The organism is Erythrobacter sp. S259, from assembly GCF_057364965.1.
In genome coordinates, this window is the sequence record NZ_CP200286.1 from 2,427,661 (window position 1) to 2,444,874 (window position 17,214).

A 17,214-nucleotide genomic window follows, 5' to 3' on the forward strand; every position below is an offset into this window, starting at 1 on the left:
CTAACCCCCGCCCCATTTGGCTTTCAGTGGACCAAGCCCGGTAGAAGTTGTCACGTCCACCCCGCGCTGCGCCAACAATTCGGCTGCTTGCGATGCCTCCGCTTCGCTTCCTTCGAGTACGATCGGCAGGCTTGTCCGCTTTGCCGCCCACTCAACAACCGCTAGGGCCTGCGCGCCTTGGGGTGTGATACCCTCTTCGCCAAACGCGATCTCGCCGGGCAAATCGCCAACCGGGGGAAGCAGTTCAATCGTCCACTCAGGTTCGGTCTCAGCTATGCGCAATTCGAGCGCGCGATATGCTGCCAAAGTTGCGCCCTCAAGCTCCTTTGCCCGCACGGTCGCACGCCTTCGGCCAGCATCAATCGTGACATCGCTTTCTGGCACACCAGCCACAAGCGACAAACGGTTCGCAAGCGCTGAGACACGCGCAGATGCCGCCTGCTCCTCGCGCGCTCTCACAGCGGCAAGTTCAGCTTCCTCCGCTTCTCCAGCGCCTGTCCCTGTCTGGAAAGGGGAGAGGTCGAGCTCGATCTTGCGCCCCAAACGGGTGGCTAAAGCTTGCTCAATCTCGGTTTCCGCATTGGGACGAACATTAGGGCTATACATGGTTGCAAAGATACTGACCGCCTCTTCGCTAAAGGCGATTTCAAGTTGGGAAAGCCGCCCTTCACCCTTATATTCCTGCACAATCTGTTCGCGGATAATTCGCTGCGCATTGGCCTCCCAGGCGATTGTGCGAAGCGAAAGCCCAAGCGGGATTGCAAGGGCGAAGAACACGAAAATGATCATTGTGTTTTGAAATTGCGATTGGCGCTGGCTCAAACTGCCGCGAAAGCCATAAATTTTGGACAGCGCCCAAGCGGTGAGCGCGATGGTCACAAGGTTGGTCACAAACAGGAGCAGCGCGCCTGAAAAGACAGTCCAATTGAGCGTCGCAAAGCCAAAGCCGACAACAGCCAGAGGCGGCATCAAAGCGGTCGCAATCGCCACGCCGACAATCGCGTTCGCTCGCCCTCTGATCATGGCATAGGCGCCTGCAAGGCCGGAAAACAACGCGACCAGCAAGTCAAACAAATTGGGCTGGGTGCGTGCGGCGATCTCTGGTGTGATTGTGGTGATGGGGGAGAGAAACACGATGATTGAGCACAGGATTACCGCCCCAAGACTGCCCCAGAACAGCGCCATGGTGGATTGCTTAAGCCACTGATAATCGGTGATGCCAAGCGCAAATCCGAGGCCCATGATGGGTCCCATAAGGGGTGACAAAAGCATCGCGCCGATCACAACCGCGGTCGAAGACTGAAGCAGGCCGATGACCGCGATCCCAGCGCTCATCGCTGTCATAAACAGATAGTGCTCTGACATGGCGCATTCATCGCGGCGCATGTCAATTACACCTTCGTGGTCAATCGCGCCGATAACCTCATCGCGCCACCAACCCCGAAAAGTTGCGATCACCCGCATAAAGCCATAACGGCTTTGGGTGGCCGCTCTTACCGCCTCTCCCGCGCTATCGACTTTCCCAAATACGGCCGCAGGCTCGCGCTCTCCGGGCTTGGCAGCGATCGGCGACGAATCCCTCTGTTTTTTGGTTGAGTTGGGCACATTGTTTTCCTTTGTTAGCGCGCTTTAAAGCCAATCCGGATCAAACAAAAGCAGCAAAAGAAACGCGCTAGAATGCAAAACCGTGGACGAAACGCCGCGAAAAGGGCACTCTTGTGCGCAACCTTGAACAACGTGTTTTAGATACCTAATACAGTATAGACAGCAGGGCCCTATCGTCCAGGGCTCCATGAGGGAGCTAAGATTTTTTCGCTATGAGCACTGAAACTTCGCCAGATCTGAACCTTTCCGCGCCTACCAAAACGGCAACCGATTTTGAGCTGACACCCCCGGCGCCTGTGCCACATGTGGCGCCGGAGAAGGCCGCGGGCCTTGTGCCGGTCTCAACGGAACAGAAATCCAAGCTTGAGATCAAGGCAGACGCTTTTGTTGATGATCTGATCTCGGTTGATGCGAACTCACCGGAATTTGGTGCAAAAGTCGATCAAATCACCCGGATGGGTCAGGAACAAATCCGCGCGGCTGCTGGGCATTCCAATCGCTTCCTTGACCGCCCCGTTCGCGCCATGGACGCAGACAGCGGTGTCGGCAGCGATTTGGCCGAGCTGCGCCGCACAGTTGAAGATCTTGATCCGGGTAAGAAGAGCAAGCTGCTCGAACCGCGCCGCCTGTTCGGGATCATCCCATTTGGTAACAAGCTTAAGAATTACTTCGACAGCTACACCAGCTCACAAGGGCATATTCAGGCGATCCTCGAACGCCTCGAAAACGGCAAAAAAGAGCTCCACATGGACAATGCCGCGATTGATACAGAGCGCGCAAAGCTGTGGGATGCGATGGGCGAGTTGGAACAGATGATCCACATCGCCAAGACGCTCGATGCCAAGCTTGAGGCTAAGGCGCTAGAGCTGGACGCAAGTGATCCTGAGAAGGCAAAAGCCCTTCGTGAAAGCGCGCTTTTCTACGTTCGCCAACGCACGCAAGACCTGCTCACCCAAATGGCGGTGAGCGTACAAGGCTATCTTGCGCTGGACCTTGTGAAGAAGAACAACGTTGAGCTTGTTAAAGGCGTCGACCGCGCTGGCACCACCACGGTTGGCGCGCTGCGCACCGCTGTAACCGTTGCGCAGGCAATGACCAATCAGCGGCTTGTTTTAGGCCAGATTACAGCGCTCAATCAGACAACAAGTGATATCATCGATTCCACCAGCACTTTGCTGCGCGAACAAACGGGGCAAATCCACGAGCAGGCGGCAGCTAGCACCATTCCTCTCGAAACCCTGCAACGGGCATTTCAAAACATTTATGACACTATGGATGAGGTGGACGACTTTAAAGCACGCGCGCTTGATAGCATGAAGCAGACGGTCAATGTGCTGAGCGATGAGGTCGAGAAGTCCAAAGGCTATATTGCACGCTCCGAAGGGCAAGCGCAGGCACAGGCGAAAGTCGCCACTGAACCTTCGCTTCTGGCGCTGGATAGCTAATGGCAGACACCACCGGCCAATCTGATCAGATTTTGGCGGCAGCACGCCAATCGCGCGACACCAATCGTAGCGGCGGAGTGCACCGGCGCGCGGCCTCGATTGGCAAGGGATCAGCCAATGCCAAGCTCAAGACCTGGATCAAACGCGGCGGCTATTTCGCGCTCGCAGTGTTTGCGATCGTGACAGCAGCCTCCATCATTGGCGTTATTCTGAACGGCATTGGTTTTGTCGGCGTTATGGCCGCCGCGATGGCGATCATGTGCGCTGCAATTTTCTTCTCGCAGTTTCCCAAAGTCAAAATCCCCAAACGCTCTGAATTAAAGCTTGGGAACCCCAAACAGATGGTGACGCGGGTTGAGCTATGGCTCGAAAGCCAGCGTGAGGGTTTGCCCCCGGCGGCAGCTGCTCTGGTCGAGAAAATGGGCGGGCAGTTGGATGCGCTTGCCGCCCAGCTCGAAACCATAGACGAAGCCCACCCCTCCATGTCGGAAGTGCGCGAGCTTGTGGGCGACTACATCCCCGAGACCATCGACAACTATCGCAAGATACCGCAGCACTTGCGTCAAGAAGAGCATGCAGGCGGCACCGCTGATCAGCGCCTGGCGGAAAGCCTCACCAAGCTTTCAAGCGAAGTGGACCGCGTGACCCGGCGCCTCGCCGAAGGTGCGATGGACGATCTTGCGGTCAAATCACGCTATCTCGACTACCGCTTTGGCGGCGACGATTTGCTTGAAAACGCATCCGGCGCGCCCGATACTGGTCTACCCGACACGGGCGTGCCCCTTCCAGATATGACGCCTGCCGCCAAAGCGAAGGGTTAAACGTGCGAATAGCCCTACCCCACACTCTTGGCGCTGAGGAAGTGCGCAGACGCATGCACGCCCACGCCCATGAGATCGGCAATTACTTCCCCCCGGGTATGGCGACAGTCGAAACCGAGTGGCCTCATGAAGACCGCATGGATCTGTTCATCACCGCCGCAGGACAGCGGATCGAAGGCGGGATTGATGTGAGCGAAGATACCGTCGTGATTGAGCTCGACCTGCCCGCTATTCTTGGTTTTCTGCGCGGCACTCTGGAGCGCGCGGTGCGCAAGCACGGCGGAAAAATGCTCGAAGAAAAATAGCTGGTTTACTTCGGATACTTTCTGTCAGGTAAAAAGGCGCGCTCCGTTACGCCGATCCGCTGACAGCAAGATAAGTGTTATGTTGCATTGACACCAAATCCGGCTACTTTATCTGACACCAACGGACGGTAGACGGGCAACAGTCATGAGATCAAATAGCGCGGAGAATAAGTCCGCCACTTTGCGGCAGCATCTGCGCATCGCGACGTCTTCTTCGCATGACCGGCTGGATGCTTCTATGCGTCCTGCATCAGACTGGAAATCGCGCGAAGATTACGTCCGCTTCCTCGCCTCGCAATATGCAGCCCGCTTTTCGGTAGAAGGGTGGCTCGACAGATTTGCGCCTGCCGAGCTCACGCCGCCCCGCCAAACGCCGCTGTTAGCGCGTGATCTTGCAGATTTGGGGCACACCCCTGGTAAACCACAAGATCAATTCGGCATCGAATATCGTGGGCAAGCGACCGCTTTGGGGGTTGCTTGGGTTCTTGCTGGATCATCATTGGGCAACCGGGCAATGCTTAATGACATGCAGCGCGCCCTTTCAGGAGGGAACGCTTGGCCGCATGAATTCCTCAGCAGCCGGGCGATGACCGAATTTTGGAAGAGCCTGCGGCCTCTGGTTGAGGCTCCCGCTATGGCTGACGACATGAATGAGGCCTCGCGCGCGGCAACGAGCGTCTTTGATCATTTCCTGCGTTCGGCAGGTTTGGAATTAGCACACAGCACGAGTGAGAGCGGGCTATGAATTTTCCTTCCCTGCCTCCAGAGGCCACCGAATGCGACCGCGAGGCCATCCATCAGATTGCCGCCGTCCAAGGTTTCGGTGCGCTCATCGCTGTAAATGCCGATTGGAAAATCACCCATCAATCAGCAAATTGCCAGACCATTTTGAAAAGCTCTTCCGCTCCCAAGTTTGGCGATAAGCTTGAAGCTCACATCACCAGCAACGCGCTTACCAAACTAAAGACGGCTCTAGAGCGCGTAACCGAGGATGATACGGTTGAGCGAATTTTCGGCATTCAGCTCACTGCAGATGCTGAACTGTTCGACTGCGCTATTCACCCGTCCGGCGAGCGGATCATCATTGAGTTTGAACCGCATGATGATGCGCATTTTCGTGATCATCTGGCTGCGATCACCCCGATTATGGGTAAGCTGTCCGGCGCGAAAAACGACGCAGAGCTTTGCAACTTGGCAGCAGGTCTTGTGCGCGAAATGCTCGGTTATGACAGGGTCATGATTTACCGTTTCCACCGCGATGATAGCGGTGAGGTGGTGGCAGAGGACAAGCGCGAGGATCTGGCCCCGTATCTCGGTCTGCGGTATCCCAGTTCGGATATTCCATCGCAGGCGCGCGCTTTATTTGTGCGAAACCGGTTCCGCATCATCGCAGACATGAATGCGGCGCCCGTGCTGATTGAGGATGATGAAGGAGACCGCGCCCAGCCGCTTGATCTTTCGATGAGTGTCCTTCGCTCTCACTCCTTGGTCCATGTTCAATATATGAAGAATATGGGGGTGGATGCCTCTGCTTCGATTGCAATTGTCCGGCACGGCAAATTGTGGGGGCTGATCTCATGCCACCACTGTTCGCCTAAGATCATGCCTTATTCGCTGCGCAGCGTCGCAGAGATGCTGAGCCAGATGTTTTCGCTCACGCTGGACCGTTTGCTGATTGAACGCTCTGAGACCTTACGCATTCGCTCTCAAAATCTGCACGATACGCTGATGCGGCGGCTTGCCGATGGGGCGTCATTTATTGATGACCTTGACACATTCCGCACAGCATTGAGCGAACTGATTGCACATGATGGGACGTCGGTTCTGATAGAGGATGACTACCGTTCAACAGGCCATAGTCCCACGCGCGAGCAGTTCCTTGAGCTTCTGCCCAATTTCAGCGCCGCGCCTGATAGCCCCGTTTTGGCGGCGAGCGCTCTTGCAGAGCATATGAGCGAGGCGGCCGCATTTGCCGGCACAGCAGCCGGCGCGCTGATCTTGCCCATTTCACGCTCGGCCAACGATTATCTGGTGCTGTGGCGAAAGCCCCTCACAAAGACAGTGCACTGGGCCGGGAATCCAGCAAAGGCTATGGCTCCAGGCAAACACCGCCTTGAGCCGCGCAGCAGCTTTGCTGCATGGGCTCAAACGGTCGAGGGACATAGCGAGGATTGGAGCGATGATGAGCTGACAATCGCCAACAATTTACGCACCACCTTGCTTGAGGTGATTTTGCGCGTAACTGATGAAGTAGCGAGTGAACGCAAGCGTGCGCGCGAACAGCAAGACCTCCTGATCGCCGAGCTCAATCACCGGGTCCGCAATATTTTGAACCTGATCCGCTCGCTTGTGTCACAATCCGGCAAGGGCGCGGCAAGCATCGGCGAGTTCACTGCCAATATTGATGGCCGGATTGCCGCTCTTGCGACCGCTCACGACAATATCACACGCCAGAATTGGAGCCCTGCCCCGCTCGCATCCTTGTTCGAAAGCGAGATGGAGGCCTATCTCAGCGGCAAAAAAGACCGGCTGCGCATCACTGGTGAGCCTATATTGATCCGGCCAGAGGCCTACACTGTGCTTGCCTTAGTCGTGCACGAACTTGTTACCAATTCGGCCAAATATGGCAGCCTGTGCGACAGCAAGGGCATGATAGATGTCGACGTTGGGCGCGCGGTCAATGGAGACCTTTTGATCGCTTGGCGCGAGCGCGGGGGCCCGCCGGTCCAGCCTCCCACACGCCGCGGATTTGGCTCCACGATCATCACCCGCATCATCCCCCATGACCTACGGGGGACGGCAGATCTCAACTTTAAGCTCTCCGGCCTGGAAGCCGAATTTCGAGTGCCAGCGCGCTATGTCGCGGTGCCGGGTGAACTTGATCAGCCGCTGGGTGAAGGCGCGGATGAAGCGCCCGTTTCAGATGACGGCGAGCCCAAACAATCTGTTCCTCAACATGTGCTTTTGGTGGAGGACAATATGATCATCGCGCTGGATACCGAGGATGGCCTTCATGAGGCTGGGGTCAAATCGGTGCGGACTGAAAGCTCGGTAGCAGGCGCGCTTGCAGCGATCGAAGAACGCGAGCCTGATTTTGCGATTGTCGACTTTAATCTTGGCACTGAATCAAGTTCACAGATCGCAGAGGAGCTTGCCCGGCGCGGTGTGCGGTTTGTGCTGGCGACCGGATATTCCGAACTGGGCGGCGATCTTGAGGGATTGGGCGCGGAAGGACTTATGCGCAAACCTTACGGCATGGACGAGATCGAGCTTGCCCTTCACGGGAAGCTGACCGCTTAAGCGCCTCGAGTGAGAAGCGTGGTTTTGGCCTCACTAAAATCAAGCGCATTGAGACTGGAGGCGATGAGGCATTCGCCCTCTTTCGCAACTGTATCGCCCGGCAGGCTGCTTACGGTCCCCTCAAGCGGCAAAACCAAGAGCGCACCTGGATAAGCGGCTCGCACTTTTGTGCAAGGCGCACCTTCCACCCGGTCCAGCCGGAAAGGTTTGGCCTCTACCAAAGCATGCGACCGATGTGCCAGAGTGCTTTTGAGATCGCGCGGATAGGGCTCCCCGCTTGCAACCGCCAGCGCCCTATCAAGGTGCAGTTCGCGCGGGCGGCCATAGTCATAAAGCCGAAATGTGGTGTCGCTGTTTTGCTGAACCTCCAACAAGGACAGGCCCGGACCTATGGCGTGCACAATACCTGGAAGAAGGTGATAAATATCGCCTGCCTTCGCATCATGCCATGTAAGCAGCTTTTCAATTGAGCCATCCTTGGCTGCCTGTCCCATCATCTCAGCGCTGACCGGTTTGTCAAAGCCGATTGCGAGCTTTGCGCCCGGCTTTGCATCAAGGACAAGCCAGCATTCTTCCTTGCTGTCTTCGCCTTCGAGCGTCTGACCTGTACCGGGATGGACTTGAACGGATAGCTTTTCACTGGTGAACAGATATTTGACCAAAAGGTCACTCATCTCTGGCGGAGGTTCGAACCAGATTTCGCCAATTCGCTTGCCTTTGGGCGCTTCGAAGGGCGCAGGCAAAGTGCTGCAGCCCCACACCTTTTCGACCAAACGCTTGGTCAGTTTGCGCACATAGTGATCGGTGCCCGCTTCCATTATTGCTGCGCTGCCCCGGGAAGCTTGCCCACTTTTTGCGCGCCTTCATGTGTGGTCACAAGGACCTCGCCATTTGCGACGACGATACAAACATTCTCAAGACCAACGGCCGAAACACGCGGCCCGTCGCTTGTCACAAGCACGCCCTCGCAGTCTATAAGATCGGCCTTACCGCGTATCACATTGGCAGATGAGGCGTCTTTTTCATTGGCATCCGGCAACTGAGATTGGAGTGCTTCTTGAAGCGCCGCCCAATTGCCAATGTCTGACCACCCCATACTCACCGGGACCATAGCGGCCGCTGCGGTGTTTTCCATCACCGCATAGTCAACCGACTCTCCGTCAATCGCTTCAAAGCTCGCCGCATCAGGATGAAGGACCGCGCCATCTCGAATCGCGCTCCCCATCGCGTCTCTTACGCCTTGCGCCATCGCAGGTCTAAATTGGTCCAATGCATCCAGAAACGTTCCTGCACGAAACGCAAAAATACCGCCATTCCAGCTGTATTCGCCGCTGTCCAAATAGGCCTTAGCCTGCGCCAAATCGGGTTTCTCTACAAATTGCTGAAGCGCAAAGCCGCCGCTTAAGGCCTCACCTTGCCTAAGATAGCCATAGCCCGTTTCGGGCCGGTCCGGGGTGATACCAAACGCGGTGAGATATTCGCGAGATGCCAAGCCAGCTGCGGCAACAACGGCCTCCCGAAAGCTTTGCGGATCAGCGATGTAATGATCGCTTGGGCACACGAGCATAATGTCGTCAGACGCAAGCAAGGCCGCCGCAAGCCCGATTGCAGGCGCTGTGTTGCGCGCAGCAGGCTCAATAATGAGGCGGTGCGGTGCGTCCGCCAATTGCTCAGTGATCATGTCACGGTGCGCAGCCCCCGCCACAACGATAGGCTCTGCAAAACGCTCATCGGTGGCAAGGCGTCCAATCGCCTGCTGAAACAGGCTGGTCTCGCCAATCAAAGGGAGAAAGGGCTTCGGCGCTGTCTTTAGGCTTAATGGCCACAGGCGCGTGCCGCTTCCGCCGCAAAGAATAACAGGATGGATCACGTCTTACTCTCGTCCTTGCTCAGGCTGCCTTGTCCGTGACCTTGCGCCATGCACCGTTTCATTCTCGATAACAATATCGCGCCTGGCCGTCCGCTTTATCGTTCGCGAAAATCGACGCGGTATCCGTAGCGCGAAGCAACCGCTTTGCCATCGCGGGTTTGCGCTGGATTAAACCGAATTTTCTGCATCACCAGGCCGCAAACCAAAGCGGTCGTCGCACCGTCCGCGCTGGAACGCGCGACAGAGCAATTGGTAGCTTTGCCATCTGGATTGACTGTAAAAACCACTGTGACAGAAGAGCCAAACCGCACCGAACGCCCGCCGTCAGGCACTGGAAAATCGCGTTTTGGATCGAGCGAGCCTGAACGAACGCTAGGTTTAACGGCAATGCCATTGCCCTGACCACCGCCCCGATTGCCGCTGCCTGTCCCCAGACCCTCGCCCCGATTGCCGGTGCCATCGGCTGCATCAGTGGCGCCAGAACGGCTTGCATCTCCGGTTGAAGAGGCGCGCGGGCGCGGCGTAGGGCTTTTTGTGATACGCGCGCTGGGCGCAGTGACAGGCTGGGGCACTGCCTCTTTCCCCGCATCACCTTGGGCCCCTTCGTCGGGCTGTGGGTCCGCATCGGGCTCCTCAGCTTCATCGGGCGCTGTGACCGTGACGGTGAACACGCTGGCCACTTCTTCTTCGATGCTCGCAGTGAATTCAGGCACGAGCAACCGGGACAGGCCGTAAAGCGCCGCCAAATGAAACACAAAGATCGCAAAAAGGGTCAGCCAGCGCGGGGCTTTCGGTTTTCCCTGATAGCGCGGTTTGGTCCTGATCATCTATTCTCTGCCAAGATGAAACTCGAAATGAATGTGAAACTCGAAATGAATGAGCGTGCAAACGCGATAAGCGGCAATCTGGCTAAGATCAAAGGGTTCGGCCGAACAACTGGTCCATTTGCCTTCTACCAAGGGCGCGGGCTCTCACGGGCTGGCGCCAGGGCAAATAAAGTCAGCTGCACATAATGCAAAGCGGGGCGGCGAGAGTGGATGGACCACCTTCGCGGGTCCCATAGCCGAAAAGAGGCACGATTTGATCGAGCAAGCACCTGATTTCCGGCATCCATTCTCGCAGTTCAGCGCTCACACCCTGATCGGGCGCGATGCTGATGTGCGAAGCTGGATTGTTGCTGGCATAACCGGCGTGGCTTATGCCTTGGCCGGAATTTTGTGCCTTGCGCTTTCGCGCTTTGACGCAACTCTTGCGAGCGTGTGGCTCCCCAATGCGATTGCGATTGGGGTGATCTTTATCGCGCGTCTGCGCAACGAGCTGCCCGTCTACTTTGCGATTGCAGCAGCCAGTGCGGCTGCGAACGGTTTAGCAGGCAATACTGCATTTATGGTGCTTGCGTTTACTGCGGGCAATATTGCCTGTGTTTGGGTCGTCACTTGGCTCACCCGCAGGTCCTGTGGTCCAATACCTGATCTATCCGATCTCTCCCATTTGGGAGTGTTTCTGCAATATGGCGGCGTTCTTGGCCCGGTTGCTGGCGCATCGTGTGCAGCGATTTCCATGGGAACTGAACCCAGTAAAATCTGGGCCGGCCTCACAGCATGGGTGCTGGTCGAAAGCATGGGGATTATACTGTTCGTCCCTGCGTTTCTGATCGCGGCTCAGATGTGGGACAAACGATCCTTCACCTGGTCGAGGAACATCGCTGAGGCGGCTCTTCTCTCAACCGCAGGATTATTCGCAGTCTATCTGGTTTTCAGCCAGGCCTCCTACCCACTCCTGTTTCTTATCCCTCCTATTACCCTGCTTGTTGCGCTGCGTTTGGGGGCGCTGGGCACGGCCCTGTTTGTACCGGGCCTTGCCATAGCTGTCGGGGTTATGAGTTTTGCAGGGATGGGCCCGATCGCCAATGCTGGTCTGGGCGACATTGCCCGCGTGAACCTCATTCAGGCTTTTGTCGCTGCGAACTTCTTAACCGGTTTGCCTGTTGCCGCTATCCTCGCAGGCCGAAAGCGCATGACCGATGAGCTTGAGAAAGGGCGGCGCGAGCTGGCCCTGCTCACAGAGGGGATCACCGATGCGGTCGTGATGATCAACACCCAGGGCATTTGCACTTACGCCTCTCCGTCTGTGGCAGATGTCCTTGGACGACCAGCCACAGAATTTCTTGGCTCTAAAGTCGCAGAACGCACTCATGAAGAAGCCCACGAGCAAATCATCGGCGTCATGGGGCGACTGCTGCGCGGTGAAAGCGAGAAAGAGCGTCTCACCTACCGGCGCCTTCGCGACAACGATGAAGGCCGCCCTGTTTTTATCGAGGCCGATTGCGCGGTACTAAAGGAAACGGCTGATTGCGAGATTAGCGGCGTAGTAATGTCGGCCCGCGACGTCACCGAGAGGGTGGAACTTGAACAGCTCCTCACCCGTGCGCGCCGCTCAGCGGAAAAAGCGGCGAGTGCAAAGACCGAATTTCTCGCCAATATGAGCCATGAAATTCGCACCCCAATGAATGGGGTCTTGGGTTTTGCTGAGCTTTTGCGCGAGGGAGAGCTAAGCGAGGAGAACCGGCGCCACGCGGATATGATTGTCCAGTCCGGGCGGTCAATGATGATGCTTTTGAACGACATTCTCGACCTTTCCAAGATTGAGGCTGGCCAGATTGCGATCACAAACGAGCCCGTCGATCTGCTCGGCACTATTTCAGAATGCGCTGCCCTTTACCGGCCAAGTGCTGAGAAAAAGGGCCTCACACTCCAATTTTCACTGAGCGAGGCATGCGATAACCTCCCGCACGATAAGAGCAATAAGAGCCAAAGAAGCCCCTGGATCAAAACCGATGGGCTTCGCCTGCGCCAAATCATCCTCAACCTTGTCGGCAATGCCATTAAATTTACCGAAAATGGCCAGATCGAAATTGCGGTCTCTGGCGATGATGAGGAGCTGTCCATTGCGGTCAGGGATACAGGCATTGGCATTAGCGAAGAGCGGCTCAAAACAATCTTTGCGCCCTTTACGCAAGGCGAGAATGATACCGCTCGCCGTTATGGCGGCACCGGGCTTGGCCTCTCGATCAGCAGCCAACTTGCAGAGCTTTTGGGAGGTACGATAAACGTCGAAAGCACTGCAGGTAAGGGCTCGACTTTCCGCATAACACTACCTGCTAACTACGCCGAGGCTGCTCTTCCAGAGCCGCTAGACGCTGAACCGTTTGAACCCTCCATGCTCACCCGGTCTGCGAGCATTTTGCTGGTGGAGGATCATGATGTGAACCGGCTCTTGGTCTCTGAAATGTTAGAGCGCTGCGGTCAAAGCGTGGCGATCGCTCATGACGGGAATGAGGCTATCGCGATGGTGATTGATTCCATTATGCGGGATAAGCCCTTTGATCTGGTGTTGATGGATATCCAGATGCCGGGGTGCGATGGTTATGCTGCGACCCGGGCCATTCGGATGGAGGGGATCACACCGGACGAGCTGCCCATCATCGCCCTCACCGCTAATGCATTTTCAGAAGACCTTGCCGCAGCGCGGGAAGCGGGAATGCAGGCTCATCTGGCAAAGCCTTTGGTATTTGCCGATCTGGCGCGCGCGCTCCAACGCTGGCTGCCCACCCGGATCGTAGACCATAATGATACAGAAACGCCTGCTGAAACCGCAGGGCCAACCGAAGCAACCGAGGACCAAGCCGCAGAGCCGCAAGTCGTAAAAGAGCGGTTTGACGGCGGACAAACTGAAACATACCGCCATAGTGATAACGGGAATAATAATGTGAATGACGGCAGCAATGACGGCGAAACCGACGACCATCCCCCCGGCCGGTTCGCAGCCAAAATCATTGACATATCGCGTGACCCTGCTGTCCGCCCGCCGAAGATGGGCGAAATTGCTTTGCCAGAGACGCAGATCGAAAATGCGCCGCGTTCAAGCCTTTCTCAATTCCATTCGCCCAGCCTCATCAGCCGCTGGACCGAGCGCCGCAGCGAAGCAGTCGAAGCGGTGCGCAGCGCGCTGGCACAAGGGTCGTTGAGCGAAACCGGCGGATCAACCGAGCACTGTGAACAGGTTGCAACGCTGGTGCACAAGCTGGCGGGCACTGCCGCGATCTTTGGAGAGGCCGAACTGGGCGATCAGGCCGCTGCGCTTGAACATGCGCTTAGGATGCGTCTTCCCGGCGATGTGCGCGAAGCGTTAGCCTTTGAACTTTTGAGCGTGGCCGATGATCCCGCTGACACCGTCGCAAAACTGGGAACCTGATAAGCGCGCTCCCTCCCGATCAGCACGACAAACGAGAACGGCGGAACCCAAAGGCCCCGCCGTTCTTCATTTCTACATCAGTAGGCGGTTACGAATTAGAATTCGTAGCGAGCACCGAATTGGATCCGCCATGCGGTGTTGAACTCATTGGTGTTCGCGAAAGCGGCGTTTGGATTGAAGTTATCAAGGATCAGCAAACCATCCTCGTCGAAGGCTGCCTCCAAAAGATCAACTCGTCCATCAAACCCGCCAACATCGCGGCGTGAATTGCCGTCGCTGCCGAGCAGGTTGAAGAAGTTGTTCACATCCATAAACACCTCAAGCCGGTCCTGTTTGATCCCTGTCAGGCTGCCGATGAAAGGCAATTCCTGACTGAGCCGCAGGTCGAGGTCAAAGAACCACGGGTTCCGGCAGCTGTTGCGCTCAATCACTTCTCCAGCGGTGAAGCTGCAACTCAGGTTGCTGACGATACCATCACCGGTGTTGATCGCATCAATGAACTGCTGAACAGCCACCGGATTGCTCAACGGAGACAGAACCGGATCGTTCACTCCGTTAGGAATGAAGGCGAGGATGTTCGCCTCTGATGAGTCGCTTCCACGGAAACCACCAAGGTCGCTATTAAGATTGTCGAACGTCAAGCTGTAGGGTCGACCTTCCGAAGCACGGAAGAAAATACCGAGGCTTGTTGCATAGTCCTCAAAGAACTCTTCACGGAAATTGACCGTGACCGTGAAGTTGTGACGAGTTTCAAATCCGGATTGCGATACGCCCGGGTTCTGCGGATCAAAGACAGCGGTGCCGTCAAAGTTTGATCCCGCCGTAGATGAACGACTGTTGATCGTCTGTTCTGCATCACTGAAAGCGTAACCAAAGTTCACATTCACACTGCCACCTTGCGTAAACAAGCCCTCGTCAAACCGCTTTGAGAGGATGAGTGAGGCATTGTGGCTGTCAAGGCCCGGGCCGTTTGTGAGTTGCAGAAACTCTTGGAAGTCAGCATTGTCCGAGAGGAAGCATTCAGCGGTAAGGCCTGAGTAACTTGGTGGATTGTTGCCAGTAAAAGTCGCGTTACATCCTGGCAGAAGTGTGTCTACAGGGCGCAAGATCGGACGGCCATCAGCCGCAAAGCCATTGATCCCCAAATCAGGATTTACAGCCTGAACAAGGTCGACAACAGCAAGTGTGTCCCTGAACCGAGTGTAGATGTAGTCGAGGTTCAAATTCCAGTCTGAGAAGAACCCACTTTGCGTTCCAATCCGGGTCGCAAAACCAGCATTGAACCGCACTGCAGTGGGTACATCGAACTCAGGATCCGTAGATTGCACATTGCCGCCGCCTTGAGAGGCGACTGCCACGCCGGCATCAATCACACATTGAGGGATGCCGGTAAACGCGCCGCCGTTTGGCGTGACGTCGATCTGGCCTGTTGCCGGGTCAATGTTGAGCTGTGCTGGATCACACTGGCTCGACGAACCTTCCGCGAACGAAAAACCGTTGTTGGAAAATGCGTTGGAGAAGAACACAACGGGATCACCGCCAGTAAACACACCCACGCCGCCTGTTACGCGAGAATCGCTCAAGAACCCGTCGTTATCAAAATCATAAGTCGCCGAAAGACGCGGCAAAATCACAGGGTCAATGCTTGCGAAAGAGGTTGAGTTGGTGAAGCCAAGACGCTGCAGGAACAGATCATTGGGTGCCGGAGCATCGCCATCGAAGACCTGTGCTCTGATACCTGCGTTGATCGTCAACTGATCGGTTACCTGCCATTCGTCTTGGACGAAGAACGAGTAAATCTGGCGGCTAAACTGCGCGGCTGCGTCGGCTGGGACGCCGGTTGAAGAGGTGTTGATACCAATCCCACCAAAGATCCCGCCGTTGATCAGTGCATCGTTCTGACCGCCAAAGAGCGATTCATCGAACACTTGCCCCGGAGCAACCAGACCTTGAGCAAAATCATCGAGATTGCTGAAGAAAATGGCGCCGGTCGCGTTCGGGATAAAGAGGTTGAAGACCTCAAGATCATTGAGTTCAGCACCAATCTTGAAGAAGTGATCGCCGCCATTGTCATAGTTTAGAATGAAACGCGCCTGCGTAACTTGCGATTCAAGTGCGTTGGCAGAACGGAAGATGCCCGGGCCGGTGTTGAAGGTTCCGTTGTCGCCTGGACCTACATTGCCCACAGCGAGGCGAACGGTTGGACTATCACTTTGCGCTTCGCCAAAGCCCACTGGGCCTTGAACGTCTGAAACTTCCGCACGGCTGATACGGAACTCGGTTGAAATACTGTCACTCCAGTTTGCATACCATTGCAGGGAGTAAGTGTCAGACAAAGTGCCTTCATCTTCGAATGAATTCAAACCGGATGCATCATCGCCGCCGAAGAAGTCTTGCTCAACATTGGTTTCTTCCAGGCGCTGATAGGTTGCAACCAGACGGTGATCTGGACCAAGCTGCGCGTCAAGTCGGCCAAAGTAGCGGATCGAGCTTTCAGGAAGCTGTGTCGGGATGGGACCGACGTCTTGACCGTACACATCATTCGCGATTTGAGCGAATTGGTTGAATTGCTCCTGCGTAAAAAAGTCCACCGCAGGGTTGTCTGGGCCATCGTTGAAGCCGCCGCCAAGATCGGTCTCTTCGTAGCCGAATGAGAAGAACAAAGTGTCTTTGATGATCGGACCAGACAAGGTCGCGCCCCACCGCTCTTCGCGGCCAGCGTTGAAGTCTTGGTCGTCACCGTCAGCCTGTTGAACTGAGTCCGCTTGAAGACCTTCGTCGAAGTAGGTGTAGAACGCTGAGCCGCTGAATTCGTTCGAACCCGCTTTTGTAACAACGTTCACAAGGCAGCCCGTAAAATCAGAGAATTCGACATCAAATGGCGCGAATTCAACCGAAGTCTGCTCGATCACGTCGAACGGAAGCGGGAGAGCGTTGCGCGCTGCAAACGGCGTACCGTTCAGGCCGAAGACGTCAGACTGGATGATGCCATCAACCGTGAAGGTGTTTGAACGGTCGTTTCCGCCAAGACATGAAATACGATCAACGTCACCGCTACGCTCAAGGCTGACACGTGGGTCGATCCGGATGATGTCGCGAATATCGCGTGTGATTGACGGAAACGCTTCAAGCGTTTCGGCGCCAAAGGCTGTACCCGGGCCAACTGCAACCTGGCTCACCCGTGCGCGGGCACCGGTGACGACAATGACATTGCCCGCGTTCTCTGACGACAGTGTAAAATCAAAAGACGTATTGCCGGAGATGTTTGTAAACACACTTTCGACCGTTTGACCCTCAAAGCCTGGGGCTGTCGCGGTGACAGTGTAGGGGCCGCCCGGCGCAAGCGCTTCGACGCGGAAACCGCCGTTTGGCCCGGCTTTGGCCTCGCGAACGCTGTTGGTGCGCGTGTCGGTGACCACTACGGTTGCACCAGAAACTGCATTACCAGCTTCATCGGTGATTGTGCCTTCAACACCGGAAGTGATTTGCTGCGCGTGTGCAGGCGCTGCGATGGTTGCAGCAGCGGTCAAGCTGACGACGCTGGCTGCCAAGAGATATTTTATCTTCATGAGAGGATGCCCTTACCAAGAGGAGATTGGATGCTGGACGCGGCC

11 protein-coding genes are annotated in these 17,214 nt (G+C 56.1%); 6 read left to right on the top strand and 5 right to left on the bottom strand.

What is annotated here, in order from left to right:
- Nucleotides 1-1,605 carry a TIGR00341 family protein gene (locus tag AC0V60_RS11450; protein WP_486178587.1) on the bottom strand — a complete coding sequence of 535 codons (1,605 nt, stop codon included), beginning with the start codon at nucleotides 1,603-1,605 and terminating at the stop codon, nucleotides 1-3.
- A 212-nt stretch (nucleotides 1,606-1,817) separates the two neighbouring features.
- Here AC0V60_RS11450 and AC0V60_RS11455 point away from each other — a divergent pair, with 212 nt between their 5' ends.
- From AC0V60_RS11455 to AC0V60_RS11475, 5 genes are all read left to right on the top strand, one after another.
- Nucleotides 1,818-3,050, top strand: coding sequence for a toxic anion resistance protein (locus AC0V60_RS11455; protein ID WP_486178588.1), 1,233 nt, complete (start codon nucleotides 1,818-1,820; stop codon nucleotides 3,048-3,050).
- On the top strand, nucleotides 3,050-3,871 hold the full coding sequence (locus AC0V60_RS11460; protein ID WP_486178589.1) for a hypothetical protein: 822 nt from the start codon (nucleotides 3,050-3,052) through the stop codon (nucleotides 3,869-3,871). Before AC0V60_RS11455 ends, AC0V60_RS11460 begins: the two co-directional genes overlap by 1 nt.
- Before the next feature lie 2 nt (nucleotides 3,872-3,873).
- A complete protein-coding gene (locus AC0V60_RS11465) occupies nucleotides 3,874-4,176 on the top strand; it encodes a polyhydroxyalkanoic acid system family protein (RefSeq protein ID WP_486178590.1) in 303 nt (100 codons plus the stop codon).
- 145 nt (nucleotides 4,177-4,321) lie between these two features.
- The gene (locus AC0V60_RS11470) at nucleotides 4,322-4,921 is read left to right on the top strand and encodes a biliverdin-producing heme oxygenase (RefSeq protein ID WP_486178591.1); all 600 of its coding nucleotides are present in this window, start codon (nucleotides 4,322-4,324) and stop codon (nucleotides 4,919-4,921) included.
- Nucleotides 4,918-7,476 carry an HWE histidine kinase domain-containing protein gene (locus tag AC0V60_RS11475; protein ID WP_486178592.1) on the top strand — a complete coding sequence of 853 codons (2,559 nt, stop codon included), beginning with the start codon at nucleotides 4,918-4,920 and terminating at the stop codon, nucleotides 7,474-7,476. Before AC0V60_RS11470 ends, AC0V60_RS11475 begins: the two co-directional genes overlap by 4 nt.
- On the opposite strand, the gene AC0V60_RS11480 is transcribed toward AC0V60_RS11475, so the two are convergent.
- The 3 genes from AC0V60_RS11480 to AC0V60_RS11490 all read right to left on the bottom strand — a co-directional run bounded on the left by AC0V60_RS11480 (nucleotide 7,473) and on the right by AC0V60_RS11490 (nucleotide 10,173).
- A complete protein-coding gene (locus AC0V60_RS11480) occupies nucleotides 7,473-8,294 on the bottom strand; it encodes a class I mannose-6-phosphate isomerase (protein ID WP_486178593.1) in 822 nt (273 codons plus the stop codon). The genes AC0V60_RS11475 and AC0V60_RS11480 overlap by 4 nt on opposite strands.
- Nucleotides 8,294-9,346 carry a mannose-1-phosphate guanylyltransferase gene (locus AC0V60_RS11485; protein WP_486178594.1) on the bottom strand — a complete coding sequence of 351 codons (1,053 nt, stop codon included), beginning with the start codon at nucleotides 9,344-9,346 and terminating at the stop codon, nucleotides 8,294-8,296. Before AC0V60_RS11485 ends, AC0V60_RS11480 begins: the two co-directional genes overlap by 1 nt.
- Before the next feature lie 95 nt (nucleotides 9,347-9,441).
- Nucleotides 9,442-10,173: an energy transducer TonB gene (locus AC0V60_RS11490; RefSeq protein WP_486178595.1), complete on the bottom strand. Its 732-nt coding sequence runs from the start codon at nucleotides 10,171-10,173 to the stop codon at nucleotides 9,442-9,444.
- A gap of 253 nt (nucleotides 10,174-10,426) precedes the next feature.
- On the opposite strand from AC0V60_RS11490, the gene AC0V60_RS11495 reads away from it, so the two are divergent.
- Entirely contained in the window at nucleotides 10,427-13,600 is a 3,174-nt protein-coding gene (locus AC0V60_RS11495; protein ID WP_486178596.1) for an ATP-binding protein, read from the top strand.
- A 95-nt stretch (nucleotides 13,601-13,695) separates the two neighbouring features.
- Here the strand turns inward: AC0V60_RS11495 and AC0V60_RS11500 are convergent, their stop codons facing one another.
- The gene (locus tag AC0V60_RS11500) at nucleotides 13,696-17,169 is read right to left on the bottom strand and encodes a TonB-dependent receptor (RefSeq protein WP_486178597.1); all 3,474 of its coding nucleotides are present in this window, start codon (nucleotides 17,167-17,169) and stop codon (nucleotides 13,696-13,698) included.
- Nucleotides 17,170-17,214: the final 45 nt, after the last annotated feature.

Coding starts and splice junctions, on each gene's coding strand:
- AC0V60_RS11460 (WP_486178589.1), top strand. CDS start 3,050: ATGGCAGACACCACCGGCCAATCTGATCAGATTTTGGCGGCAGCACGC.
- AC0V60_RS11480 (WP_486178593.1), bottom strand. CDS start 8,294: ATGGAAGCGGGCACCGATCACTATGTGCGCAAACTGACCAAGCGTTTG.
- AC0V60_RS11470 (WP_486178591.1), top strand. CDS start 4,322: ATGAGATCAAATAGCGCGGAGAATAAGTCCGCCACTTTGCGGCAGCAT.
- AC0V60_RS11475 (WP_486178592.1), top strand. CDS start 4,918: ATGAATTTTCCTTCCCTGCCTCCAGAGGCCACCGAATGCGACCGCGAG.
- AC0V60_RS11490 (WP_486178595.1), bottom strand. CDS start 10,173: ATGATCAGGACCAAACCGCGCTATCAGGGAAAACCGAAAGCCCCGCGC.
- AC0V60_RS11455 (WP_486178588.1), top strand. CDS start 1,818: ATGAGCACTGAAACTTCGCCAGATCTGAACCTTTCCGCGCCTACCAAA.
- AC0V60_RS11500 (WP_486178597.1), bottom strand. CDS start 17,169: ATGAAGATAAAATATCTCTTGGCAGCCAGCGTCGTCAGCTTGACCGCT.